The 24,355-nt window shown below is 59.8% G+C and carries 22 protein-coding genes and 1 pseudogene; 16 read left to right on the top strand and 7 right to left on the bottom strand.

Annotated elements, in window-relative coordinates:
- Position 1 precedes the first annotated feature (1 nt).
- Together NQ018_RS08460 and NQ018_RS08455 are read left to right on the top strand one after the other, a co-directional pair.
- Positions 2–607, top strand: a complete 606-nt coding sequence (locus tag NQ018_RS08460) for a response regulator transcription factor (RefSeq protein ID WP_257060326.1) — start codon at positions 2–4, stop codon at positions 605–607.
- 64 nt (positions 608–671) lie between these two features.
- A complete protein-coding gene (locus tag NQ018_RS08455) occupies positions 672–1,733 on the top strand; it encodes a hypothetical protein (RefSeq protein WP_257060325.1) in 1,062 nt (353 codons plus the stop codon).
- On the opposite strand, the gene NQ018_RS08450 is transcribed toward NQ018_RS08455, so the two are convergent.
- The 3 genes from NQ018_RS08450 to NQ018_RS08440 form a co-directional block, all read right to left on the bottom strand.
- Positions 1,647–2,126 (bottom strand): VanZ family protein, encoded by a 480-nt coding sequence (locus NQ018_RS08450; protein ID WP_257060324.1) that lies wholly within the window; start codon positions 2,124–2,126, stop codon positions 1,647–1,649. The two genes, NQ018_RS08455 and NQ018_RS08450, sit on opposite strands and share 87 nt — an antisense overlap.
- A gap of 287 nt (positions 2,127–2,413) precedes the next feature.
- Complete coding sequence (locus NQ018_RS08445; protein ID WP_257060319.1) at positions 2,414–3,913, bottom strand: DUF1846 domain-containing protein; 1,500 nt, start codon at positions 3,911–3,913, stop codon at positions 2,414–2,416.
- A gap of 126 nt (positions 3,914–4,039) precedes the next feature.
- Entirely contained in the window at positions 4,040–5,308 is a 1,269-nt protein-coding gene (locus NQ018_RS08440; protein ID WP_257060317.1) for a dicarboxylate/amino acid:cation symporter, read from the bottom strand.
- A gap of 144 nt (positions 5,309–5,452) precedes the next feature.
- Between NQ018_RS08440 and NQ018_RS08435 the strand changes: the two genes are divergently transcribed.
- The 10 genes from NQ018_RS08435 (at position 5,453) to NQ018_RS08390 (ending at position 14,156) form a co-directional block, all read left to right on the top strand.
- Entirely contained in the window at positions 5,453–5,851 is a 399-nt protein-coding gene (locus tag NQ018_RS08435; RefSeq protein ID WP_257060315.1) for an SdpI family protein, read from the top strand.
- Between the two features lie 173 nt (positions 5,852–6,024).
- Positions 6,025–7,542, top strand: a complete 1,518-nt coding sequence (locus NQ018_RS08430; protein ID WP_257060313.1) for an anthranilate synthase component 1 — start codon at positions 6,025–6,027, stop codon at positions 7,540–7,542.
- Positions 7,539–8,174, top strand: a complete 636-nt coding sequence (locus NQ018_RS08425; protein WP_257060312.1) for an anthranilate synthase component II — start codon at positions 7,539–7,541, stop codon at positions 8,172–8,174. The genes NQ018_RS08430 and NQ018_RS08425 overlap by 4 nt, the downstream gene beginning before the upstream one ends.
- Entirely contained in the window at positions 8,171–9,196 is a 1,026-nt protein-coding gene (gene trpD / locus NQ018_RS08420) for an anthranilate phosphoribosyltransferase (protein WP_257052432.1), read from the top strand. The genes NQ018_RS08425 and trpD overlap by 4 nt, the downstream gene beginning before the upstream one ends.
- Positions 9,186–10,580 (top strand): bifunctional indole-3-glycerol-phosphate synthase TrpC/phosphoribosylanthranilate isomerase TrpF, encoded by a 1,395-nt coding sequence (gene trpCF / locus NQ018_RS08415; RefSeq protein WP_257060311.1) that lies wholly within the window; start codon positions 9,186–9,188, stop codon positions 10,578–10,580. Before trpD ends, trpCF begins: the two co-directional genes overlap by 11 nt.
- On the top strand, positions 10,577–11,770 hold the full coding sequence (trpB, locus tag NQ018_RS08410; protein WP_257060310.1) for a tryptophan synthase subunit beta: 1,194 nt from the start codon (positions 10,577–10,579) through the stop codon (positions 11,768–11,770). Before trpCF ends, trpB begins: the two co-directional genes overlap by 4 nt.
- Positions 11,767–12,549, top strand: a complete 783-nt coding sequence (gene trpA, locus NQ018_RS08405) for a tryptophan synthase subunit alpha (protein WP_257060308.1) — start codon at positions 11,767–11,769, stop codon at positions 12,547–12,549. The genes trpB and trpA overlap by 4 nt, the downstream gene beginning before the upstream one ends.
- A complete protein-coding gene (locus NQ018_RS08400; protein ID WP_257060307.1) occupies positions 12,546–12,905 on the top strand; it encodes a Rieske (2Fe-2S) protein in 360 nt (119 codons plus the stop codon). The genes trpA and NQ018_RS08400 overlap by 4 nt, the downstream gene beginning before the upstream one ends.
- A 9-nt stretch (positions 12,906–12,914) precedes the next feature.
- Complete coding sequence (locus tag NQ018_RS08395; protein ID WP_257060306.1) at positions 12,915–13,853, top strand: bile acid:sodium symporter family protein; 939 nt, start codon at positions 12,915–12,917, stop codon at positions 13,851–13,853.
- Positions 13,854–14,156 carry a hypothetical protein gene (locus NQ018_RS08390; RefSeq protein WP_257038629.1) on the top strand — a complete coding sequence of 101 codons (303 nt, stop codon included), beginning with the start codon at positions 13,854–13,856 and terminating at the stop codon, positions 14,154–14,156. It begins immediately after the preceding gene.
- Here NQ018_RS08390 and NQ018_RS08385 read toward each other — a convergent pair.
- The 4 genes from NQ018_RS08385 to NQ018_RS08370 are packed head-to-tail and all read right to left on the bottom strand — an operon-like array spanning position 14,119 to position 17,154.
- Complete coding sequence (locus NQ018_RS08385; protein ID WP_257052439.1) at positions 14,119–14,418, bottom strand: branched-chain amino acid transporter permease; 300 nt, start codon at positions 14,416–14,418, stop codon at positions 14,119–14,121. The two genes, NQ018_RS08390 and NQ018_RS08385, sit on opposite strands and share 38 nt — an antisense overlap.
- Positions 14,415–15,116 carry an AzlC family ABC transporter permease gene (locus NQ018_RS08380; RefSeq protein WP_257038627.1) on the bottom strand — a complete coding sequence of 234 codons (702 nt, stop codon included), beginning with the start codon at positions 15,114–15,116 and terminating at the stop codon, positions 14,415–14,417. Before NQ018_RS08380 ends, NQ018_RS08385 begins: the two co-directional genes overlap by 4 nt.
- 41 nt (positions 15,117–15,157) lie before the next feature.
- Positions 15,158–15,757: a YqgE/AlgH family protein gene (locus NQ018_RS08375; protein ID WP_257060303.1), complete on the bottom strand. Its 600-nt coding sequence runs from the start codon at positions 15,755–15,757 to the stop codon at positions 15,158–15,160.
- Positions 15,757–17,154 carry a CCA tRNA nucleotidyltransferase gene (locus NQ018_RS08370; RefSeq protein ID WP_257060349.1) on the bottom strand — a complete coding sequence of 466 codons (1,398 nt, stop codon included), beginning with the start codon at positions 17,152–17,154 and terminating at the stop codon, positions 15,757–15,759. The genes NQ018_RS08375 and NQ018_RS08370 overlap by 1 nt, the downstream gene beginning before the upstream one ends.
- A 109-nt stretch (positions 17,155–17,263) precedes the next feature.
- Between NQ018_RS08370 and NQ018_RS08365 the strand changes: the two are divergent.
- The 4 genes and pseudogenes from NQ018_RS08365 to NQ018_RS08350 all read left to right on the top strand — a co-directional run.
- A pseudogene (locus tag NQ018_RS08365) lies at positions 17,264–17,869 on the top strand (NUDIX hydrolase); the annotation flags it as partial.
- A complete protein-coding gene (locus tag NQ018_RS08360) occupies positions 17,866–20,277 on the top strand; it encodes a DUF6049 family protein (protein WP_257060301.1) in 2,412 nt (803 codons plus the stop codon). The pseudogene NQ018_RS08365 and the gene NQ018_RS08360, both read left to right, overlap by 4 nt.
- A gap of 48 nt (positions 20,278–20,325) precedes the next feature.
- Positions 20,326–23,418, top strand: a complete 3,093-nt coding sequence (locus NQ018_RS08355; RefSeq protein ID WP_257060299.1) for a murein biosynthesis integral membrane protein MurJ — start codon at positions 20,326–20,328, stop codon at positions 23,416–23,418.
- A gap of 276 nt (positions 23,419–23,694) precedes the next feature.
- Positions 23,695–24,318, top strand: a complete 624-nt coding sequence (locus NQ018_RS08350) for a sigma-70 family RNA polymerase sigma factor (RefSeq protein WP_257060298.1) — start codon at positions 23,695–23,697, stop codon at positions 24,316–24,318.
- Positions 24,319–24,355 lie beyond the last annotated feature (37 nt).

The following is a 24,355-nucleotide window of genomic DNA, read 5'->3' as shown; positions in this document are numbered from 1 at the left end:
CATGAACCTTCGAGTGATGCTGATAGACGACCATCCTGTAGTCCGAGCAGGGCTACGGAGCATCCTGGACAGTTTCCCGGACATCACTGTGGTGGCAGAGGCAAGTAGCGGTGCCGGCGTCACAAAGGAATCAGTTGGGGAAGTTGACGTGGTGGTCACCGACATTCAGATGCCCGTGGTGGATGGCATCACGCTGACACGCAACTTGTCCGGGGGCCCACCGGTACTTGTCCTCACAACCTATGACACCGAGGCGGATATTGTTGCCGCCATTGAGGCCGGTGCAATGGGCTACCTATTGAAGGATGCCCCTGCTCAGGCTCTTCACGATGCAGTGGTCGCTACTGCGCAGGGCAAGCGTACGCTCGCTCCTGAAGCCGCTGATGCCCTTATGCAACGTATTTCACAACCACAAACCGCACTTTCCTCACGGGAAATCGAGATTCTTAGGGAGTTGGAGTCGGGGGCTACGAATCGGCAGTTGGCTGCGAAATTATTCATCTCCGAGGCCACCGTGAAAACCCATCTTGTGCACATCTATGCAAAATTGGGTGTGGACAACAGAACTGCTGCGATTACGACGGCTCGCCAACAGCGGCTCATCTGATGTTTCACGTGAAACATTGCAAAACGATGGAACCAAAATATGGGTTCAACATGTCTAAGTAGGCATGAACATATTCACTGAACTTCAATTGCGTTCGGAGGCCTACCTCCGCCCGATCGTTGCCCGTAATGACCGCATTCAGAATGGTGAGGTCGTGCAAATCCAAGATGACTACGGTGGCCTCTGGCTGACCGCCGTGGATTTGAATGCTCCTACAAACACACTATTCGATGCAATCCGAATTGCCCTACACCGGCCACCATTAAATCAAATGCTCATAGCGTCCAACGGCGACCTTTTTGATACCGCGTTAGTTTGCCACCCGTTGAGCAGAATTCCGGCAGTAGGGGACTTTCTGGATCTGTTCCCAGAATTCTGCGTACAACTTCCAGACACCAAAAATGCAATGTTTCACGTGAAACATTGCAATTCCACCTCAGTGCACTTCCTCCCCCATGAGCGCTTCCATACCGTATTTGCTAAGGGCATGGCGCCTATTCCAGGAATCCCACCCCAGGCGCCACGGCGGAGTTTCGCTGACCCTGTGCTTCTCAGAGCAAGCAAAAAATACCCGTTCATTCCTTATAGCCTCTGGGAAGTAACGTATCGCAGCCTGAGCAACCATGCCGACCGCGCCATGGCATTGTTGTGCCTGCCGCATTTCGTGGGGAAGCAACACTACTGGAGCCTCTTGCTGGAGTTCCTATTTCTCCTACGCGATCACAATTCGTTGAAACGCGCCAAGAGGGAGTTCCACCGCCTGTATAAGAAGCATCCCAGTTTCCCTGAGTTCCGATTCGATGTTGCATTGGAAGAACTAGAGGAAGCCGGCCTGCTTGAATCCTCCCAAATCCCTAAGGATTCTCCAACAGAACTGGGGCACTTCACCTTGTGGGCAGTCTACAGACTCTTCGTGTTCGCGCTCCCACGCCTGGTGAAAAAAGAAGTTTGGAATGAGTGGATGCTCAACACCGCACTCGTAAACAACGGCGATATCCTTGAGGCACTGGAACTCGCACATGATTTGGCAAAGTTCTCTCTAAAACACCAACACAAGAACACCGAAGATAGCCGCCAGAGCTATGGCAAGCCATTGCCAATGTCTTTGATAGCGAGGTCCGCATAGGCGCGCAATGACCGCACCAACGAACCCGCCTAGGGTATTCATGAGGAGATCGTCAATGTCGCTGTATCCCAACGCGAAAACATATTGCAGCACCTCGAACCCTAGGCTGGTTATCGCAGCGGTCGCCGTTGCGAGCCCCACCTTCATCCGGCTGCCAAGGAGCAAGCCAAAGGGTACAAACAAAAGAAAGTTGCCGCCGTACCCAAATGCTGGAATAAACCAATCACTCGCGTAGAAGAGTTGATCGAAGGGCCGCAGCTCCACACTCCGGTTCACCTGATTGCTTTCCGCCCAGAGTTGGCCAATCTGAAATTGAGACTTCAACAAGATCAGTACAGCCATCATTGCGCCATAGACGCCGATCGCCGCGATAGTGTGTTTCCTCGTATCCATACTGTGGCCACTCTAGTTTCCCGTGGAGCGGCGGTGGGGCATTCCTGAACCTTCCCAGCAACCTCCCAGGTGCAACGTCACAGTGACGTATAAAAGATGACTCCTAGGTTAGGCGAACAAATCGCACGATGATCAAAAATTTCCGTCGGATGCCCCATTAGTTGGAATCCCCAATTATTTTGAATCTCCGTCAAGCAGTTTTCTTGCCTTTTGATCCAATAGACCTTCTGAAAGCACTAGGCACAAAATCTTCGCTATACGAATATCCGACACACCTTTAACGGCAACTATCGCTTTTGATACAGGCGCTTCCGTTGGAACTTGGGATCGCTCGTCACCAGCACCCCAAGGTTGCGGAAAATGCCCTCATCAACAGTTCCCAAGATTGTGGTTGTGTGCGCATTGCATCCCTGCAGATTCTTCAACTGGTCGAGGGCCAGTTGAGCTTCCGCGTTTGTTTCCGCCGAAACCGAGAGCGCAATGAGCACCTCATCAGTGTGCAACCGTGGATTGGAGGAACCGAGGTGCTCTGTCTTGAGTCGCTGGATCGGCGCAATGGAACCAGGGGAGAGGAGATGCTGGGCATCGTCAATGCCAGCCAGATGCTTGAGCGCGTTCAAGAGCATTGCGGAGGAACAACCTAGAAGATCACTAGTGCGGCCAGTAATAATCGTTCCATCGTGAAGTTCGATCGCACTTCCAGGAAGGTCCTCGCTTGCTACGCTGCGGGCGGGAAGAACAACTGGCCGATCGGTTTCAGAGATGCCTGCCTTCGCCATCACTACAGCGGCGCGCTCAGACTGCTCCGTGGAACTACCGGAAATTGCCTCATGCACACGCGCCTGGAAGTACCTCCGGATAATTTCTTGGCGCCCGGCCCCTCGGCAAACATCGTCGTCCGAGATACACAACCCCACCATGTTCACACCCATGTCCGTAGGGGACTTGTAGGGAGAATGCCCAAGCAGTCGCTCAAGCAATGCCTTGAGCAGTGGGAAGGCCTCCACGTCGCGGTTGTAATTAACGGTCTGTTCTCCATAAGCCTGGAGATGGAATGGATCGATCACATTTGCATCGTTGAGATCAACCGTGGCGGCCTCATACGCAAGGTTTACGGGATGCTCCAACGGAAGATTCCAGATGGGAAATGTTTCGAACTTCGCGTATCCGGTGGCAATCCCGCGGTTGTGCTCGTGGTACACCTGCGAAAGGCAGGTGGCGAGCTTCCCAGACCCCGGGCCGGGCGCAGTTACAACAACGAGGTCGCGAGTGGTTTCCGCATATTCATTGCGTCCCAAACCCTCGGGTGAGACGATGAGGTCAATATTGGTGGGATAGCCAGCAATCACACGATGGCGGGATACCTTCACGCCAAGGCGCTCGAGGCGCTCAATGAAGGCCACTGCGAGAGAGTTCTCGTCTTCAAGCTGAGTAATCACCACATGTTCCACGAGAAACCCGCGCTCGCGGAACACATCTATGAGTCGGAGGACATCCTCTTCATAAGTGATGCCAAGGTCTGCTCGCACCTTCTGGCGCTGCAAATCCTTAGCGTTCATACAGATGAGAATTTCAACTTCATCACGAATGCGGTCAAGCATCGCGATCTTGTTGTCGGGAGTGAACCCTGGAAGCACTCGGGAGGCATGAAAGTCGTCGAAGAGTTTACCGCCCATTTCGAGATACAGGCGGCCCCCATTTCCCCCTAGTTGTTCGCGGCGTTCGCGAATGTGCTGCGATTGCAAGGCGATGTAGCGCTCACGGTCAAACCCAATAGCTTTTACCATGGAACCCCATCCTATCCGGACACGTACCCCCGGCGCGAATGGGCACTGCGCAAAAAATCCAATGTTTCACGTGAAACATTGAAAAAACCCGCGCTGGGAAAGCGCGGGTTCACAAGGTATTAGGGGTTAGGAGAGGTTCCGTTCCGCCTCCAACTCCTTCTTTTCAATACCCTCGATAGCAGATGCCAGACCGAGGTCATCTTCTTCATCAAGCGCTGAGCGCTCGATGTTGCCCTTCGCCCAGCGGTCAACAACCTGTGCGATGGCGCCGTCGCCGGTGACGTTACAAGCGGTACCGAAGGAATCGATAGCGATGTACGCAGCGATCATCAGTGCAATCTGGTCATCGTTGAAGCCAAGCGAAGCGGTGAGCAGACCAACAGCAGCCATGATCGCACCACCAGGAACACCTGGGGCTGCAACCATGGTGACACCCAACATCAGCAGGAAGCCGAGCGCCTTGCCAAAAGAAAGATCCATGCCGTCCATGAACATGATCGCGAAGGCGAACAACGTAATCTTCATCATGGATCCGGAAAGGTGAATCGTTGCGCAAAGTGGGACCACAAAACCAGCCACGGACTGGCTCACGCCATTGCGGCGTGCGCATTCATAGGTCACTGGAATGGTCGCGGCAGACGAAGAGGTACCAAGAGCCGTGAAGTAAGCCGGCATCATGTTCTTCAACGAGGTAAACGGATTCTTGCGAGCAATCGCACCAGAAATAGTGAACTGAGCGATCAACAATAGGAAGCTCAGCACAATGGCGAGAACAAGAACCTTGGCGAACGCGGTAAGCGTGGACACAAGGTTGCCGTTCATGCCGAGAGAAAGGAACATACCGAAGATGTAAATCGGCAGCAATGGCACCACAAAGCCCGAAATTACCTTCATCACCACGCGGCGCAGATCGGCAACGCCAGCAAAGAGGGTGTCGGACTTCACCACAGTCATCGCAACACCGATCACAAACGCCAGGATCAAGGCAGTCATCACAGGCATTGGGGCAGGCATCTCGATGGTGATGAAGGGCTGGAGGGCCCCACCATCGATGTCTGCTACCTCAACATTCTGCTGATCCGCCAAAAGAATGGGGTAAAGTCCCGTAGCCACGGCCCAGGAGATAATGCCGGCAATCACTGCGGAGCCATAGGCGATGCCGGTGGTAATGGCCAACCACTTACCAGCACCGCGGCCGAGGCCTGCAATTGCGGGAGTGATCAAGGCAAAGATCAACACTGGAATGAAGAAGCCCAAGAAATTACCAAAGAGACTGTTAAAGGTTACAAAGACGCGGCCGAGTGCCACGGGAAAAAAGAAGCTGCAGATGATGCCCAGGATGATTGCCACAATGATCCGGAACAGCAGCGATGATGAAAGACGTTTGAAATCCATACACACCTACATGTGTCCAAAGAGATAGGGAACGCCTTTAACCTACAAGCTCTATACCCAATTTCTTGCATCGGATAGAAAATATGTGACGTGAAACTTTGCACACTTCACTCACAGTTGGACCTCGGGGTTAGGATGAAGGACATGATTGAAATCGTGATCGCGTCCATTTTTGCTCTAATTGCAGCCTTCTTTCTCACTGTGGGCGCAATGGCATGGAGCGGCAAGCTTCACGGGAATTCCAAGGTAGGCCTTCAGGTGCCTGAAGTTCGGGACTCTGAAGAAATTTGGTACAAGGCACACCGAGTTTCAGGCCCTTGGTGGGTGAACGCCGGACTTGCATTTGCGTTCACCGCCGCGTTTGCGCTGAAGGGCTTTTGGGTATTCACCATCCTCGGTGTCGTAGTGGCAATTGGTTTGGTGAGTGTGGGCTCCAATTTGGGTGCAAGGGCGGCGAACATTTTGGAAAGCAAGGAAGCCACAAAGGAAGCCCCGGCCCAGGTGGATTTGGATGCCGTACGGCGCGCAGCGGGGGGACAGTAATTCTTGCTCCACCGTTTCATCTGCACTAGCATTGCTAGGCATGAACAACGCTTACGGAAACTGGTGGTGGCGCGTCGCTTGACGAGCCACCGTCGATCCATAAGTTCAGGCTCGTCTTTGTAATACTTACAACGCGGGCCTTTTGTGATATCTGGGCCCCAGAAAGGCCCACAATGTCATCCCCGCCAAACGATTTTTCAATGTTTCACGTGAAACATTCGGTTCGTTACCACCAAGATGCTGCCGCGCTCTTCCAGCACCTCGCTGCCCCTCACGACTCCGTCCTGCTGGAATCAGCAGATATTGAGTCAAAGAAAAACACCAAGTGTCTAGCGGTTTTGAAAGCAGCCGCGCGCATCACCTGCCACGGTCAAAAAGTGAAAGTAACCCCTTTGACTGAGGCGGGGGAGCAGATCGTCTCCCGCTTGAAGCAAAACTTGGCAGATTACTTTGACGGCCAAGACTTTGTGTTTACGGCATCCCAGGCGATTGACGAGCGCGAGCGCCTTAAGGCCCCCAGCAATGCATTAGTCCTTCGAGACCTACAACTCAATGCTGGATACCAAGGCACGCACCTCCCATTGCTTGCAGGTGGCTTTGCGTTTGACTACTTGGAGACTTTTGAAACGCTTCCGCCTGTAGAACTCGGAGCAAATACTTATCCGGACTACGAGTTTGTTCTTGCAGAAACGGTCCTCGTGATTGACCACACTGCTGGTACTGCAGAGATTGAGACGATCGGCGGCGACGTCGATACGCTTCTCCAAGCCATCGAAGACTTTGAGGCGCCCGCTCACCTGCCTGCCCCAGAATCTGGGGAACTGATCGTGCAGGCCACTACAACAGACGCAGACTTCCGGGATCAGGTAAAGCGCCTGCAGGGAAATATCTACGAGGGCGATATTTACCAGGTGGTTCCGGCGCGCTCGTTTATTGCGGACTGCCCTGACGCTTATCAGGCGTACCGCCAGCTTCGTGCGACCAATCCCAGCCCGTACATGTTCTACGTGCGTGGCCAGGATTACGAACTGTTTGGTGCATCGCCGGAATCTAATCTGAAGTATTCCGCCGCTGACCGTGAAGTGCAGCTCTATCCAATCGCTGGCACTAGGCCTCGCGGGTTGAATGCAGACGGGACCATTAATCACGAGCTGGATATCCGCGCGGAGCTCGACATGCGCACGGACACCAAGGAAGTTGCGGAACACACCATGCTGGTGGACTTGGCGCGTAATGACTTGGCTCGCGTCGCCGTCCCTGCCACGCGCAAGGTAGCCGACCTGCTCCAGGTTGACCGTTACTCGCGGGTAATGCATTTGGTTTCACGTGTAACCGCAACCCTCGCTCCTGAATTCGATGCCCTTGACGCCTACCGCGCCTGCATGAACATGGGCACTTTGACCGGCGCTCCGAAGCTGCGCGCCATGGAGCTGCTGCGCGGGGTGGAGCATGTTCGACGCGGCTCATACGGGGGCGCGGTGGGGTATCTCTCTGGCGACGGTTCCATGGATAACTGCATCGTGATTCGTTCTGCTTTCGTGGCAGGTGGCCGCGCCGTGGTCCAGGCGGGTGCGGGCGTGGTTCGTGATTCTCAGCCACAGTCTGAGGCTGACGAGACTCTCCATAAGGCTTACGCTGTGTTGCATGCAATCGCGCTCGCGGCCGGCAAGACGGTGAAGGTGATCCGATGACCCATGTAGTGCTGGTGGATAACCAGGATTCGTTTGTGTACAACTTGGTGGACGCCTTCGCGGTGGCAGGCTACCAGTGCACCGTGTTCCGGAACACGGTAAGCGTGGAGGAGATTTTGGCAGCGAAGCCTGATCTCATTTGTCTTTCACCAGGTCCGGGACACCCCCTGGAGGCGGGCAACATGATGAAGCTAATCGCTGAGGTGATTGGCAAAGTCCCAATTCTTGGCATTTGCTTGGGCTTCCAGGCCTTGTTGGAGCACTTTGGTGGCGAGGTGGTTCCATGTGGACCCGTACACGGCACCACGGACAACATGGTTCTCGAGGAAGCAGGCCAAGAGTTATTCGGTTCTTTGACTACCGACGCAGGCCTGGAAAACAACTTCCGCGGCACCCTCGTTCCAGTTGCTCGCTACCACTCCCTCGGGTGTGTAAACCCGCCTGAGCAACTCGCACCAATGGGTACCTGCGACTCTGCAATAGGCCGGGTAGTGATGGCCGCCAAGACCACGGATAACATGGCGATTGGTTTGCAATTCCACCCGGAGTCGGTGCTCAGCCCGGCAGGACCAATAATTTTGGACCGTTGCATTGAACTTCTTATTTCTCAAAAGCAAGGATCGGCACAGTGACTAGCGAATTGACCCAACAGCGTCTCATCCAATTCCTCGACAACCACAATCCTTCCGTGCAGGAAGCAGTGGACGTTTTTACCCCGCTCACGGTTGGTGATTACGATGACGTCCACATCGCCGCACTGCTGGCCACCATCCGCACGCGAGGGGAGACCTTTGCTGACATCCTGGGTGCCGCCAAGGCGTTCCTAGCAGCTGGCCGCCCGTTCCCCATCACAGGCGCGGGACTTTTGGACACTGCAGGTACCGGTGGCGATGGCTCCAACACCATCAACGTCACCACCGCTGCCTCACTCGTTGCGGCCGCGGGGGGAGTGAAGATGGTGAAATGCGGCAACCGATCCGTCTCCTCCAAGTCCGGCTCCGCCGATGTGCTCGAGGCGCTGAACATTCCGCTCGACCTGGATCCCGATCGCGCCGTGCGCCAGTTTGAGGCCTCGAACTTTACGTTCCTTTTTGCCCCCGCGTACAACCCAGCGGTTGCGCATGTGCAGCCTGTCCGCAAGGCATTGCGCGTGCCCACCTTGTTCAACACCTTGGGCCCAATTTTGGCCCCGGCGCGCCCTGAGTTCCAGATCATGGGCATTGCAAAGCCACAGTTGGGCCAGATTATTGCGGAGGTGTTCCGTGAGCTGGGTCGCAGCCACGCGCTGGTGGTACATGGCTCCGGTACCGATGAGATTGCGGTGCACGGCCCCACCACCATTTGGGAGCTGCGCGACGGCGAAATCGAACAGTATGAGATCACCCCTGAAGAGATGGGTATTTCCCAGCACCCACTGTCTGCTCTCGCGGGTGGCGATGCCCAAGAAAATGCCCTCGCCATGCGTGAGACCTTCGCTGGTAGGGGGCCACAGGCCCACTTGGATGCGATTAGCGCGACCGCCGGCGCAATGCTCTACACCGTGAACCGCGCGGATAGCATTGCCGAGGGCGTCTCCCAAGCAAAGGAACTGATTAGCTCCGGTGAGGTAGAGCGGTGGTTGGCTGTTCATGAGGGAGCGAACTATGGCGAATAGCACCATTTTGGAATCCATCGTGGAGGGCCGCCGCGGCCATTTGGACGCGATCCGGAAGCGTATTGCCCACGTGGAACCTTCACGTTTGCCGTTGAGTACTCGTTCCTTGGAGGCCGCGTTGGGCCGCCGCGGGGGCGCAAACTTCATCATGGAGTGCAAGTCCTCTTCGCCCTCATTGGGTTTGATCCGCGCGGAGTACAGTCCGGGTGATATTGCTCGGGTGTATTCGCGTTACGCTGCAGGTATTTCCGTGCTGTGTGAACCGGATCGTTTCGGTGGTGATTACAACCACCTGGCTACGGTGGCCGCGTCCACCCACCTTCCGGTGCTTTGCAAAGACTTCATTATTGATCCGGTGCAGGTGCACGCGGCACGCTACTTTGGCGCGGATGCGATCTTGCTAATGCTGAGTGTCCTCGACGACGCCACCTACACCCTCCTCCACCAGGAAGCCTCCCGCCTGGGCATGGATGTGCTCACGGAAGTCATTGATGAGGAAGAGGTGGGGCGAGCGATCCGCTTGGGCGCACGCATCTTCGGCGTGAACAATCGCAACCTGCATGATCTTTCCATCGATTTGGGCCGCACCCCTGCGCTGCACCGCATGATTCCGGAGGACGCGGTGCTGATTTCCGAGTCCGGCATCCGCAACAACGCCACCGTCCGGGAACTCGGTGCCTTTGCAAACGGCTTCCTGGTGGGGTCGCAGCTCACCAGCCAGCCGGACGTGGACCTCGCTGCTCGTGAGCTCGTCTACGGACGCAACAAAGTCTGCGGCATCACCAGCCCGAGCATCGCGCAGATGGCCCGAGCCGCAGGTGCAACGTATGGAGGCATGGTGTTTGAGGCCTCCAGTCCGCGCAATGTTTCACGTGAAACATCGAAAAAAATTATCGACGCCGAGCAAGGCCTCACTTGGGTTGCCGTTTCGCGGCGGACGAACGGCTGGGAGGAGCTCCTGGATGGCTTCTCCGTGCTCCAGCTTCATGCTCCGTACCAGGGTTCCATCGCCGCGGAGTTGGAATACATTGAGTCCGTACGAGCGATCGCCGGCGATCGCGAGATTTGGCGCGCTGTCTCCATGACATCCGCCGGACCGACCGTTGCCGAAGCCCTCGCTCCGCGCGTCGATACGCTTGTTCTTGACGCCGGTGATGGCGGCACCGGAACCACCTTTGATTGGGGCACCGTTCCCGAAGCTGTGAAGGCAAAGGCCCTGCTCGCCGGTGGCATTTCCGCTGAAAACGCCGCTGAAGCCCTGGCAGTGGGCTGCATGGGGCTGGATATCAACTCGGGCGTCGAGAGCGCGCCGGGAGACAAAGACGCTGGGAAAATCGCTGCCGTTTTCCGCACCATTCGCACCTACAACGAGGGGAAACCATGAACCACACTTTGCTTCCGGCCTACTTCGGGCGCTTTGGCGGCCAGTTCGTGCCGGAGTCGCTGATTCCTGCGCTTGATCAACTTGAACAGGCGTTCGTGGACGCCCAGAACGACCCCGCCTTCCGCGAGGAACTCGCCGGATACCTGCGCGACTACCTGGGCCGCCCCACGCCGATCACTGAAGCCACGAAGCTCGGCAACGAGTACGCCCGAATCTTCCTCAAGCGTGAGGACCTTGTCCACGGCGGAGCCCACAAGACCAACCAGGTGATTGGCCAGGCACTGTTGGCCAAGCGCATGGGCAAGACCCGCATCATCGCGGAAACTGGCGCGGGCCAGCACGGCACGGCCACCGCCCTCGCGTGTGCACTTTTGGACCTCGAATGCGTGATTTACATGGGTGCAAAGGATGTGCAGCGCCAGCAGCCGAACGTTTACCGAATGGAGCTCATGGGGGCCAAAGTGGTTTCCGTGGATTCCGGTTCCGGCACCCTCAAGGACGCCGTCAATGAGGCTCTGCGGGACTGGACCGCGACCTTCCATGAGTCGCATTACCTGCTCGGCACCGCCGCGGGCCCGCACCCATTCCCAACGATTGTTCGCGAGTTCCACCGCGTCATTTCCACCGAGGCCCGCGCCCAGATGCTGGAGCGCATCGGCACGTTGCCCGATGTTGTGGTCGCTTGCGTGGGCGGCGGTTCCAATGCGATCGGCATGTTCGCGGATTTCATTGACGACGACCACGTGGAACTCGTTGGCGCGGAGCCCGGCGGGCACGGCCTCGATTCGGGCGAGCACGGAGCCACCATCAACAACGGTCAAGTGGGCATTCTTCACGGCGCGAAGAGCTACTTGATGCGGAACTCTGACGGCCAAGTTGAGGAGTCTTACTCCATTTCCGCTGGTCTGGACTACCCAGGCGTAGGTCCGCAGCACGCCTACCTGGCGGAAACAGGTCGCGCTCAATATGTTGCCATCACTGACGCCGAGGCACTCGACGCCTTCCAAGTCCTCTCCCGTAAAGAGGGCATCATCCCGGCGCTTGAGTCCAGCCACGCGCTGGCCTACGCCCTCAAACGCGCCAAAACAGCCGAGGCCAACAAAGAGCCGATCACCATTTTGGTATCGCTTTCCGGCCGCGGCGACAAAGACATCGAACACGTCCGCCGCACCCTGGAGGAGAAGCAATGACCCGCTACGAAGCCATGTTCCAACGCGTCGAGGGCGGTGCGTTCGTGCCATTCCTCATGCTGGGCGACCCAACCCCGCAAGCCTGCCTAGAGATCGTGCGCGCGGTGGTGTCCGCGGGTGCCGACGCCCTCGAGCTCGGCGTCCCCTTCTCCGATCCGGTTGCAGACGGCCCCACCATTCAACGCGCCCACATCCGCGCCCTCGAGGCCGGGACCACAGTGGATACCGCGCTGGACCTGGTGCGGCAGATCCGCGAGGAGTTCCCCGAGCTGCCAATCGGCATGCTGATCTACGGCAACGTTGCCTTCACCCGCGGCATTGAGCGCTTCTACCAGCAGTTCGCTGAAGCTGGCGCGGATTCCATCCTCATCCCAGACGTTCCTGTGCGCGAGGGGGAGGAATTCATCGCAGCAGCCAAGAAAGCAGGGATTGCCCCGATCTTCATCGCTCCCGCCCAGGCTGCGGAGAAGACGCTGGAAGGTGTGGCGCGGGCGTCGGAAGGCTACATTTACGCCATTTCACGAGACGGCGTGACCGGCACCGAGCGCGCCTCGAGCACGCAAGGCCTGGACCAGGTGGTGAACAACATCAAGAAGTACGGCGGCGCACCGGTGCTGCTCGGTTTTGGTATTTCCACCCCCGAGCATGTGCGCGACGCCATCGCCGCTGGGGCCGCAGGCGCGATCACTGGCTCCGCAATCACCTCGATCATCGAGCGCGGCGGTTCCCATGAGGAGCTTGGGGAGTTTGTGCGCGCGATGAAAGAGGCCACCCGATGACCTGCTCACGACGAATGTTCCTCCTTGGCACCGCCTCCACGTTCGCGGGCGCGCTGCTCGCCGCCTGCGGCAAGGAGCAGATCGACGTTGCCGTCCAGGACGTGCCCGTTGGTTCCGCAGTGATCGTAGGGGAGTACATCGTGGCGCAGCCCACTGCGGGCCAGTATGTGGCCTACTCCACGCTGTGCCCTCATCAGAACGGCACGATCACCGAGGTGCGCGGCGATGAAGTGACGTGCCTGAAGCACAATTCCACATTTTCAATTGTGGACGGCTCCCCGATTGAAGGGCCATCACGAGCCCCCATGAAGCCGGTGGATATTGCTGTGGAGGATGGCACCGCAACAGTAGGTTAGGCTTTGCCTATGCTCAAACGGATTGATCCCCTGATTGCCTTGATCATCCTCGCGGTGATCGTGGCAATTTTCGCCCCGGCGCGCGGAGAGTTCGCCTCCGCGTTCTCCGTGGCCACCTCCATCGCGATCGCGCTGCTGTTTTTCCTCTACGGCGCGCGCCTTTCTACCCATGAGGCGCTGGAGGGTTTGCGCAACTGGCGCCTACACCTGACGATTCTGGCCTTTACTTTTGTGGTGTTTCCGCTGATCGGAGTTGGGTTGACGCCATTGCAGGCAGTGGTGGGCAGGGAGATGTACCTGGGCATTTTGTACCTCACGTTGGTACCGTCTACGGTGCAGTCTTCGGTGGCGTTCACATCGATTGCCAGGGGGAATGTGGCTGGGGCGATCGTGAGTGCTTCGGCTTCAAACATCGCCGGGGTGTTCCTCACGCCGCTGTTGGTGATGCTGTTGATGTCCGCGCAGGTAAGCATTGATACCTCGGTGTTTTTGGACATCGCTGTGCAGTTGCTGTTGCCGTTTATTTTGGGGCAGTTGCTGCGGCCCTGGGTAGGGAAGTTTGCGGCGAATAAGGCCACGAAGCTGGTGGATCGGGGGTCGATCACCATGGTGGTCTACTCGGCGTTTTCCGCCGGCATGGTGGCCGGTATCTGGAGTTCGGTAGGGGTGGCGCAGATCGTGTTCCTCGTGCTGGGATCGATTGCGCTGGTGGCGCTCATGTTGTGGTTCACGCGTTTTGCCGCGCTTCGCTTGGGCTTCTCCCGCAGCGATATGATTGCCATCCAATTCTGCGGTACCAAGAAGTCTTTGGCCTCGGGTCTACCGATGGCCGCGGTGATTTTTGGCTCCGCCAACCTCGGTTTGTTGATCTTGCCTTTGATGATTTTCCACCAGGTGCAGCTCATGATGTGTTCTTGGCTCGCTGCACGCTACGCAAAGGAGAGCTAAATGCTGTACGTGAAACTCGTGATGACCATCCCTGGTGCCGGCACCGCGACGCATGCCGCGGAGCTGGAGCCTCTCGACGCCGCCAACGCCAAGCTCCACCGCTTGGTGGAGCTTGATCCATCGGGTGCGGTTTGCGGCGGCGCTGCGGGTGGCAAACACACTGGCACGCCCCCTCTGGAAATTGTTCCGCACCCAGATACCTATGCCCAACTTGAGGGGTTTCACGTGGAACATATCTCCAAGGAGGTATTTGAGCAGTGGTGGGCTACGCTCCTAGAAGATTCACCATGGCTACGTAGCTAATGGTGCCCACGATGATGGAAAGTCCCGCGCTGCGGCGCCACCAGTGCACCAGCAGCGTGATGGCAATGCCGAGCGCCGCGTAGAGGGGATACCCGGAATCTTTGAAGGTGTACGCGCAGAGGATCGTCATCACACCCACTGGCATGGTGATACTTAGCAGCGCCATCAGCGGGCTATCTACTTTGGCAAAGCTGAAGGGGAACTGTCGCAACGCGATGGTTACTAGTGCTACGGGAATGAGTACCGCGAAGATTTGGGTCATGGTGCCTTCCAAGTCAGTGCGCGGTCAATGGTTGGGGAGGCGTTGCGCAGCAAGAGGAATGCGAAGTAGCTCAGCAGCGCAACGATGAGCATCTGGCCAGGAGCAACAATCAAGGCCAGGCCGGCAAAGAGCAAAGCAAAAACAATAAGGGAGAAGTCCTTGTTCGCGCCGAAAGATTCCCATGCGAGCACCACGAATAGGGAAGTGAGCGCGAACTCCATCCCTTCAATGCTTTGGGGGATGGCGTGGCCAAACAGGGCACCGGCCGTCCCGGAAAGAACCCAAAGCAATTGGCACATCACCTGCATCACCAGAAGCTGTGTGCCGGTGAGGTTGCGGTGTGCGGAGGCGATTGCGTAGGCCTCGTCGGTGAGCGCATACGTTGAGTACGCGCGGCCCAGCTTGGAACGGATTCGATGGCGCGGGTAGGTAAGCCCGTAAAAGATGTGACGGAAGTTCACCAGGAAGCCGGTGATCGCGGCGGAAATTGGACCAACGCCGGCAGTAATCAGGTTCACCGCGAGGAACTCCATCGAGCCCGCGTAGATCAAGATAGACATCACCGGCGCCCACCACCAGCTAAATCCAGCCTGGATCACCACGAGCCCGAAGGCCAATCCGAGAGGAATCATGCCTAGGCCTACCGGCGCCGTGATGCGGATGGCATCGCGAATTTGCGATGTTTCACGTGAAACCATGAAAAAACTGACCTCTTAACCGCAATGTTTCACGTGAAACATTAGTTTTCGCCGGGGTGCGCGGGGTAGGTGGAGTAGATGGGGAGCGGCATTGGTTGGCGAGCCATCACGTCTGCCCACAGATCCGAACTGCCTGGCGCAATCACATCAAACGGCAAGGCAGGCGCAACGTACCAGTCGCCGCGCTCAATTTCCTCGTCAAGCTGACCTGGCGCCCATTCGGAATAGCCCACGAAAAGACGCATTCCAATAAGGTCCACTGCCACCTCATCCACTGAGCCATTGAGATCTACGTGGGCCAGGCGGTTTGCAAGGCGGCGCAGGCGTGGGTGGGAATCAATGTCCACGCCGGGTTTGGTCACACCAACAGCCACTGCGGCGGATTGCTCAACCGGGCCGCCAATGTAGAAGGCCTTGGGCTTGCTCACGAGCTCCGCCCAGTCATTCTCCATGACGTTGGGCACGGCGACGTCGGAACGCATCACAAGGTTCACACCGAACGTGACCTCCTCGCCGCATTGCAGCAGGAGGATGACGGAACGCGCAAAAAACTCGTCTTTCAGACCTGGCGCGGCAACGAGGAGTTGCCCGGGGGCGGGCTCATTGCGTTCGAGCGCGTTGAAAAGGCGATCAGCAAACATTAGCGGTCCTTCCACCAGGCACGCAGGGCGGCCACAGCTTCGTCTCGGTCAAGCGGTCCGCGCTCAAGGCGCAGTTCTTTCAAAAATGCCCACGCCTGGCCCACCTCCGGGCCCGGCTTGAGGCCTAGCAGCTCCATGATCTCAAAACCGTCAAGGTCCGGGCGGACCCGCGCCAGGTCTTCCTTGGCCGCGATCTCTGCAATGCGCTCGTCAAGGATCTCAACTGCGGCGCGCAGGCGGCCGGCTTTGCGGCGGTTTCGCGTGGTGATGTCTGCCCGGACGAGCTTGTTGAGGCGCTCCAGCAGTGGGCCGGCGTCGGTGACGTAGCGGCGCACGGCGGAATCTGTCCAGTGCCCGTCGCTGAACCCATAAAAACGCATGTGGAGGTATACGAGTTGGCTGACGTCCGCCACCATGGCTTTGGAATACTTCAGGGCGCGCATGCGCTTTCGCACCAGCTTGGCGCCCACAACCTCGTGATGGTGGAAGCTCACATGGCCCGCCTCGTCGAATGCGCGGGTGTCTGGCTTGCCGATGTCATGCAACAGGGCCGCCCAGCGCAGCACGAGGTCAGGTTCGTCTTCTTGCTCAATGGCTTGGCGCAGCACCGTGAGCGAGTGCGCGTACACGTCTTTGTGCTGGCGGTGCTCATCCACGGTGAGTTTGAGGGCGGGGATTTCTGGGTAGATCACATCGGCGAGGCCCGTTTCCACCATGACGTCGATGCCGTCCCAGGGGGCTGCACCCAAAATCAGTTTGTCCAGCTCCACCTGCACGCGTTCGGCGGTAATGCGGGCGATCTCCTGGTGCATGGCCGCCATTGCGCCGGTCACCCGGGGGGCGAGTTGGAAGCCGAGTTGGGAGACAAAACGAGCCGCGCGCAGCATCCGCAGGGGATCGTCGTGAAAGCTCAGCTCCGGGGCGGCCGGCGTGTCCAGGATGCCCGCGACGAGGTCCTCCAACCCGCTCATGGGGTCGTGGAAGCTCATGTCCTGGAGATTGATCGCCATCGCGTTGACGCGGAAGTCGCGGCGGATGAGGTCGCCTTCCAGCGTGTCGCCGAATTGGACCTCGGGGTTGCGGGAGCTGCCGTCGTAGACATCGGAGCGGAACGTGGTGATTTCGATTTGCTGACCGGCCTTTTCCGCGGAGACGGTGCCGTATTCAATGCCAGTGTCCCAGACGGTGTTGGTGAACTCTTCGAGGATCTCCAGCACGGTTTCGGGGCGCGCGGAGGTGGTGAAGTCGAGGTCGTGGCCGAGGCGGCCGAGCATGGCGTCGCGGACGGAGCCACCCACGAGGTACAGACTGTGCCCCTTGGCCCCGAATGCCTGCGCGAGCGGTGTGACCACGTGGTCGACGTCGGCAAGCGCATCCTGGGCGCGCTTCAGATACACGGCTGGGGACTGGTCTGCGAAATGTTCGGGGTGCTGCACCCGTGTAATGCTACCCGTTGCGGTACGATCAACAACGATGAGCGAGCAATCGAGTGACCAACCAAAGCGCAACCGTCGCAGGCGGCGGCGCCGTAGCCCGCGCGCGGGTGAGCACTCGAAGCAGAAGAATCGTGGCAAACGCTCCACACGCCGCCAATACCAACACTCCAAGATTGGCACCCGGGATGAAACTTCCGCGGGTGGCTTGGTGGTTTCCGGGCTCGCGGAGGCCGTTGATGAGCAGGGCAATGTGGATCTTTCCCGCGTGTATGTGGCGCTGATTGGCCGCTTGGACCGCCGCGGTCGGCTGCTGTGGAGCATGCCCAAGGGCCACGTGGAGCCGGGAGAAGATAAAGCCTCCACCGCCGAGCGCGAAGTGTGGGAGGAAACCGGCATCCACGGTGAGGTCTTTGCCAAGCTGGGCGTGATTGATTATTGGTTCGTCTCCGAGGGCGTGCGCATCCACAAAACAGTGCACCACCACCTACTGCGCTACGTGGATGGCGACCTCAACGATGAAGACCCCGAGGTCACCGAGGTGGCGTGGATCCCCGCGAACGAACTCACGGAGCATTTCGCCTACGCCGACGAGCGCAAACTCGCCCGCATCGCCCACGACCTCCTGCCGGAACTCGCGCGAAAAGAGAAAGCCGAGGGAAGGAAGACCCCAAGGTGAAAACTCGCATCGGCGCGCTCACGCTCGCGGTTGCCCTGCTTTCCCCCTCAGCGCTGGCGGACCCGCTCCCAATCTCCCCAAACGACCCAGTTGGCCAATCCCGGTGGATCAACCCGGCGGTGCGCTCCACTGACGCAACGGCAATGTTTCACGTGGAACTTATCGAAGTTCCCACCAGCCTCCCACTCGGCCAAACCCTGCGGATCAAAGCAGTAGTACACAACCGCAGCGAGCAAGACGCCATCAACCTGGAACTTCAGCCGCAGTTCGCCGACCCCGAAGCCGAAGTCTCCGGGCAGCGCACCGTCCTCGCCGCCGAAGCCGGGGAGTTCCCGTACCTCGGCCAGGCAGTCGCAATTCCCGACGTCCCCGCGGGCGAAAGCCGCGAGGTCACGCTGGACATCACGACCCCACTCAGTCAAGGCGGCGTGTACCCCACGTTGATCGGGCTGCGTTCGGCGCAAGGGCTCGAAAGCTCGCAGAGGTTCCTCCTCAACGTCACCGAAAGCACTGGAAGCACAGAAACAACTGAAACCACTGAAACAACAGAACCCACCCCCGTGAGCCTGGTGTATCCCATCACGGCGGCGGTGGACATCGTGGGCGGGGAAACCGGTGAGGCTCCCCAGCGCGAGCGGCTCATCTTGACCTCGGAAGCCCTCGGTGAACAGCTCGCTGAGGGCGGCAGGCTCTACAACCTCGTGCATGCCCTGCCGGAGGGGAGGGTGCGCGAGGCCGCCTGCGTTGCTATTGACCCGCAGTTGCTGGACACGGTGATGCGGATGGCGCTGGGCTACCAGGTGGCCGATTCCCGGCCCAGCTCTGTGAGCAAGAAGCAGCGCCTGCGTGACTCGTGGAACTTCAGCAACAATCAGAGCGATGCCACGGAGGGCGCCTACGCGAAAGAGGCGGCCGCTTGGCTGGAGCAGCTTCGCGCGATTGCCTCGTGTGCTGTCGCATTGCCTTGGGCGAACACGGACCTCAACGCGGTGGAGGCCACCGGCAACCCGTGGCTCATGAGGGAGGCGCTGCAACGCGGCGCGGAGGTGTTCGCCCAAGCCGGCATCGAGATAGTGCCCAACGTGGTCATCCCCGGCGGCGGCTACATTACCGACGAAACCGTAGCGGACCTCGGCTACGCGGATCTGGCCAGCGGCGATACGGACATCAATGCCGCCTGGGAGCGTGCCCGAGCAGAAGAGATTGTCCAGGCGCCGGGGCGCGCTGACACCGCCACCTCAGCTCTCGAGTCCAACGCCCTGCCCTCCGCACAACCAGACGCGCCGCGGCCAACCACCACGGTGAACGTGCTGGTGGCAGACAATACCGTCAGCGGCGCGCCGGGCTTGGACCGCTTCCACCAGATTGCGCCATCAATACGCGCCGTCACCTACCAGGGTTCCTTGGCGGCCACACTAGCGGAGGCCATTGAAAGCCCCATGACGGTGGGCTACGGCAACTACTCAGCCCGCTTCGACTACACCCTGGACTCCCTCCCGGCGCGCGAGGCCACCGCCTCCGCAGCGATCACGCAGTCCATGAGGGGAGAGGAGCCGGTGCTGATGATGCTGCCCTCGGACGTCGCGGACCCCAGCACCTGGTTTGCCACGTTGAACACCCTCATGAACACCGGGGCGGCAACGCCGCTTCGCCTGCAGGACTACCTCACGCCCAATGGCGAGCAGCTTGAAGCACTGAACACCCCACCACAAAACCCGCCGCAAAGCGGCACTCCCTACGACGACCCCACGGTGATCGCAGACACCGAAATCCTGCAAGCGCGCCAGCAGGCGGATTACACCGATGACCTCACCCGGCTCATGATTTCCGACCCGCAAGTGGCACTCACCCCGTACAACTTCACCGTGCCGGTGCGCCATGAGGTGCTGCGCGCGCTCAGCCGCAACGAACGGCAGTCGATTCTGACCTTTGACAACAAGGTGGCCACTGCCCGCCGCACCCTCGCCTGGAACCGTGACATGCTTTCGGAGCTGCGCGCGTCGGTAAGCCTGCTGCCGCCAGGCAACGTGTACACACGCCTTTCGGATTCCTCGCCGCTGCTTATCGCGGCGCAGAATGGACTGCCGCTGCCGGTGGATTCGCGGATCCGCTACCTGGGTCCGGAGGGGGCGAGTATCAACGTGGACAATCGGCTGATTGTGCCCGCGAAGGGGTCCATTACCGTGCCGATGACCGCGAACCTGCCCACAAGCTCGCGCACCGACCTGCAACTTTGGTTGGCCACCCCAGATGGCGCCGCGATTTCCAACCCCGTGGACATCTCCGTGCAGACCCGCTCCGGCATCCTCGGGGCGTCCGGGACCGCGCTCGCATTGGTGGCGGGGCTAGCTTCAATTCTGCTGGCGCGGATCGTGATTCGGCGGCGCAAGGCGAAAAATCGCATGTAAGGGGAGTAAAGTACCCACAAAGCTTTTCCCCAACCGTAGGATTGCATTTTGCACTCACCCAAGTCCCAACAAGGGCTGCGCCACCGCATCATTGTGCCAGCACCCCCGGCGCCAGTGGTGGCCCCACAGCCACGCGCGAAACTGGTCAGCGCCCCGAAGGAAGTCAGCGACGCCGACGTAGTCCGTTCCACCGGATCAATGGCGATCGCCACCCTCGCAAGCCGCATCACCGGCTTTCTGCGCAACGTGCTCATCACCACCGCCTTGGGCGGCGCAGTGGCCTCCGCCTTCAACACGGCCAACACCCTGCCCAACCTGATCACGGAAATCGTGCTCGGCGCAGTGCTCACCTCCCTGGTGGTGCCGGTGCTGGTGCGCGCGGAGAAGGAAGACCCGGATCAGGGAGAGGCCTTCATTCGGCGCCTGTTCACCCTGGCGTCCTCGGTGCTGATTGGCATCACGGTGCTCGCGGTGATCGCTGCGCCCTGGCTGGTGGGCCTGCCGCTGGGGCCAAACTCCAAGGTGAACGTCTTCCAATCCACCTCCTTTGCCTACCTATTGCTGCCGCAGATCTACTTCTACGGCATCTTTGCGCTGCTCATGGCCGTGCTCAACACGAAGGGCGTGTTCAAGCCGGGGGCGTGGGCGCCGGTGGTCAACAATGTGATCACCCTGGCAGTGCTGAGCCTCTACATGTTCGTACCTGGGGAATTGCATCCGGGCGATCAGGCGCCGGTGACGGACCCGCATGTGCTGCTGCTGGGCATCGGCACCACCTTGGGTGTGATTACGCAGGCCGCGATCATGCTGCCGGCAATCCGACGCGCCGGGGTCAGCCTGAAGCCGCTGTGGGGGATCGATGACCGCCTCAAGCAGTTCGGCGGGATGGCGGTGGCGATCATTGTCTACGTTGCTATCTCGCAGGCGGGCTACTTCATCACCACGCGCATCGCCGCGGCAGCCGACGCCGAAGCTCCCAACATTTACCAGCAAGCGTGGCTGCTCTTGCAGGTTCCATACGGGATCATTGGCGTCACCCTACTCACTGCCATCATGCCGCGGCTATCCCGCAACGCGGCCAATGGCGACGACCGCGCGGTTGTCCACGACCTCGTGGTGGGCTCCAAGCTCACCTTCATTGCGCTCATCCCGATCGCAATGTTCATGAACTACTTTGGCCCGCAGATCGCCAACGGCCTGTTTGCTTACGGCAAGTTCAGCCCGGAATCGGCCACCCTGTTGGGCTGGACGCTCACTTCCTCCTCCTTCACGCTGCTGCCATACGCCCTGGTTCTTCTGCATCTGCGCGTGTTCTACGCCCGCGAGGAGGCCTGGACCCCCACATTCGTCATCGCCGGCATCACCATCACCAAGGTTGCGCTGTCCATGGCGGCGCCGTTCGTGGCTACCTCGCCAACCCGCGTGGTAATTCTGCTGGGCGCTGCCAATGGCTTCGGCTTTGTGACTGGCGCGGTGATCGGCGGGCTGCTGCTGCGCCGCAAACTGGGCAACTTGGGTATGCGGGAAGTGGGGCTCACCGCGGCGTGGGCATTGGGTGCCTCCGCCATCGCGGGCCTTGTTGCCTTGGGTGTCTCGGCGTTGCTTTCACGCCCGCTGGACATGTTGTACGCGCGCATTGGGTCGCCCACCTACCTCGTGGAACTGGCGGTGTGTGGCGTAGTGTTCCTGGTGATCACCGGGCTGATTCTCGCGCGCTCCGGCCTGCCAGAGGTGCAAAGCCTCGCCGGTGTGGCCGGGCGCATCCCTGGGCTCAACCGCCTCATCCGGGCCCGCACACCAATGCCCGCCGCGGTCCTCACGGCCACCGAGCAGCTCCCCTTCGACGACTCCTTCAACGCCACCCCCGTCCCACCACCAATGTCCGCAGGCATCGTCCGCGGCCCACGCCTGGTCCCCGGTGCAGAGGTTTCCGACGGCCGCTATCGGCTGCTCGCCGAGCACGGCGCCGTAGCCACCGCGCGCTTTTGGCACGCCAAAGAAAAGGCAACGGGTAGGGAAGTGGCTTTGACCTTCGTGGATACGTCGGGACAAGCTCCCCAAGCACCGCGTACTCCCGCTGAGTCCGCAAGCCACGCCGCCACCGTGATGCGCCACACCCAAATTCTGGCCAGCCTCAAGCACGATGGCGTGGCGCCCAACATCCAGGTGTTCAGCTACCGCAACGGCTGCCTCATCGTGGCCGACTGGATCCCCGGCGCGCCCCTTTCCTCCCTCGACCCGGAAACCGTTGAACCCACCAGCGCCATCCACGCATTCGCGCCGCTTGCCGACGCCACCCAAGCCGCCCACGAGGCCGGCATCGCCGTTGGCTTGGACAACCGCGCCCGCATCCGCATCTCCACCGACGGCGTAGCGGTCCTCGCGTTCCCGGCGGTCCTTGAAGAAAACTCTGCAGACAAAGACGTCGCAAGCCTACGCACGGCCCTCGGCTCACTCATTCGTGCCGACGCGCCCACCGCCGTCCTCAGCATGTTCAACGCGCCCGCAACGCAGCTTCCCGCCGCGATCACCGCCCTTGACGGCGGCCAGGCTGCTGAGGAGCTGGAGGTTCCCGACCAGCCCGAGGCCCCGCAGCCCAACCGCGCCCCCGGTTTCGGCGCCAAGAGCTACTCCCGCAGCGCCCTGATCGCGCTCGCTGGCCTGGCCACCGTGCTCGTGGTGTTGGCCGCGGTGGTGACCGCCTACCTCACCAGTTTGCTGGACACCCCGGACTCACCAATCACGCAGGAGTCCATCCAACTCAGCTCCCAGGCCCCCGAGCCCGTCGGCCCGGAAATTGTGGTGGCGCCCCAGGACGTACTGAGTAACCTCTCCAGCTCAGGCACACAGGGGACCACCGTAGTGCTGGACCAGTCAATGCCGATCCACGCGATCGTGGTGGAGAGCACCAACGCGGTGGGCCTGCGCATCGAGGTCCTGGAACTGCCCAATGCTTATGAGGGGCAGGGGAACCTGCTCACGGAAGTCCGCCTCACCCAAGACCAACAACGCGTAGAACTGCCGCCGAAGGACTACGCGGCGCTGGCGGTGATGCTCCACGCCGAGGGGGTGTCCCCAGATCAGGAATATCCAACGATTGCGCAAGTGATGCCGCTTTCTTACAGTGGCGTGACACCCTAACCCCTCATGAGACCCGCAGCACCTTATTGCTGCGGGTTTTCTCGTGGCCAAGCCCGCTGGCGTTTGGGCAGGGTAGAGCTCATGAGGGGGAGGAATCCCTCATGAGTAATTACAGCAAAGTAGTTTTGCCTGAGAAACCTTAAAGGGCGCTGAGGTGGCCAAAGGCGAGCAAACGCATTTGGCGCCGCAGGGGTTTTTCACTCGCTGGTGGGCACGCATACTAGTGGGGCAGCGCTAGGGGAGCGCTGAAGGATCGCCTTGGGGGGAGATTGTGCAATGGCATCCAACGAGCAACCACACACCGGAAACGGATACCTCAAGCCCACGCGGCCGCCCACCGACCAGGAGGCCGCCAAGCTGGCGGCCATGAATGACCTCGAGCTTGTGGAAACGTTTACGCACGGGGACCACCAGGCGTTCGCCGAAATCACGCGCAGGCACTACCGCAAGCTGTGGATGCTGGCGCGGCGCTACACCGGCAGCGAACACGACGCCGACGACGTCATGCAGGACACCATGCTGAAGGTCATCGCCAACATCGACCGCTATCGCGGGGATGCAAGCTTGGGCACCTGGTTGCAACGCATGGTCCGCAACACCTGCTACGACCACATGCAGCGCAAACGCTCCAAACATGCCGAAAGCCTGGAGAAGCTGGACGTGGAGCGCAACCTTGGCCACGATCCCACCCGCGTGATTACCACCCGCCTCTTCCTCAGCCACGCCCTTGAGCAGCTCCCCGTGGAGCAGCGCGCGGCGATCGTGCTGGTGGACTACCACGGCCTCGGGGTGGAGGCAGCCGCGGGTGTGTTGGGTGTGCGCCCCGGCACCGTGAAGTCGCGGCGTGCGCGTGCGCGGGCCGCCCTCAAGGACCTCCTGCAGGCGCCTGCTCACGGGTGATTGTGTGTGCGCTGGGCGCGTCGGCAATGCGCGTTAC

The sequence above is a fragment of the Corynebacterium kozikiae genome (genome assembly GCF_024580965.1).
GTDB lineage: Bacteria > Actinomycetota > Actinomycetes > Mycobacteriales > Mycobacteriaceae > Corynebacterium > Corynebacterium kozikiae.
This window is presented reverse-complemented; position numbering and strand designations above follow the sequence as displayed.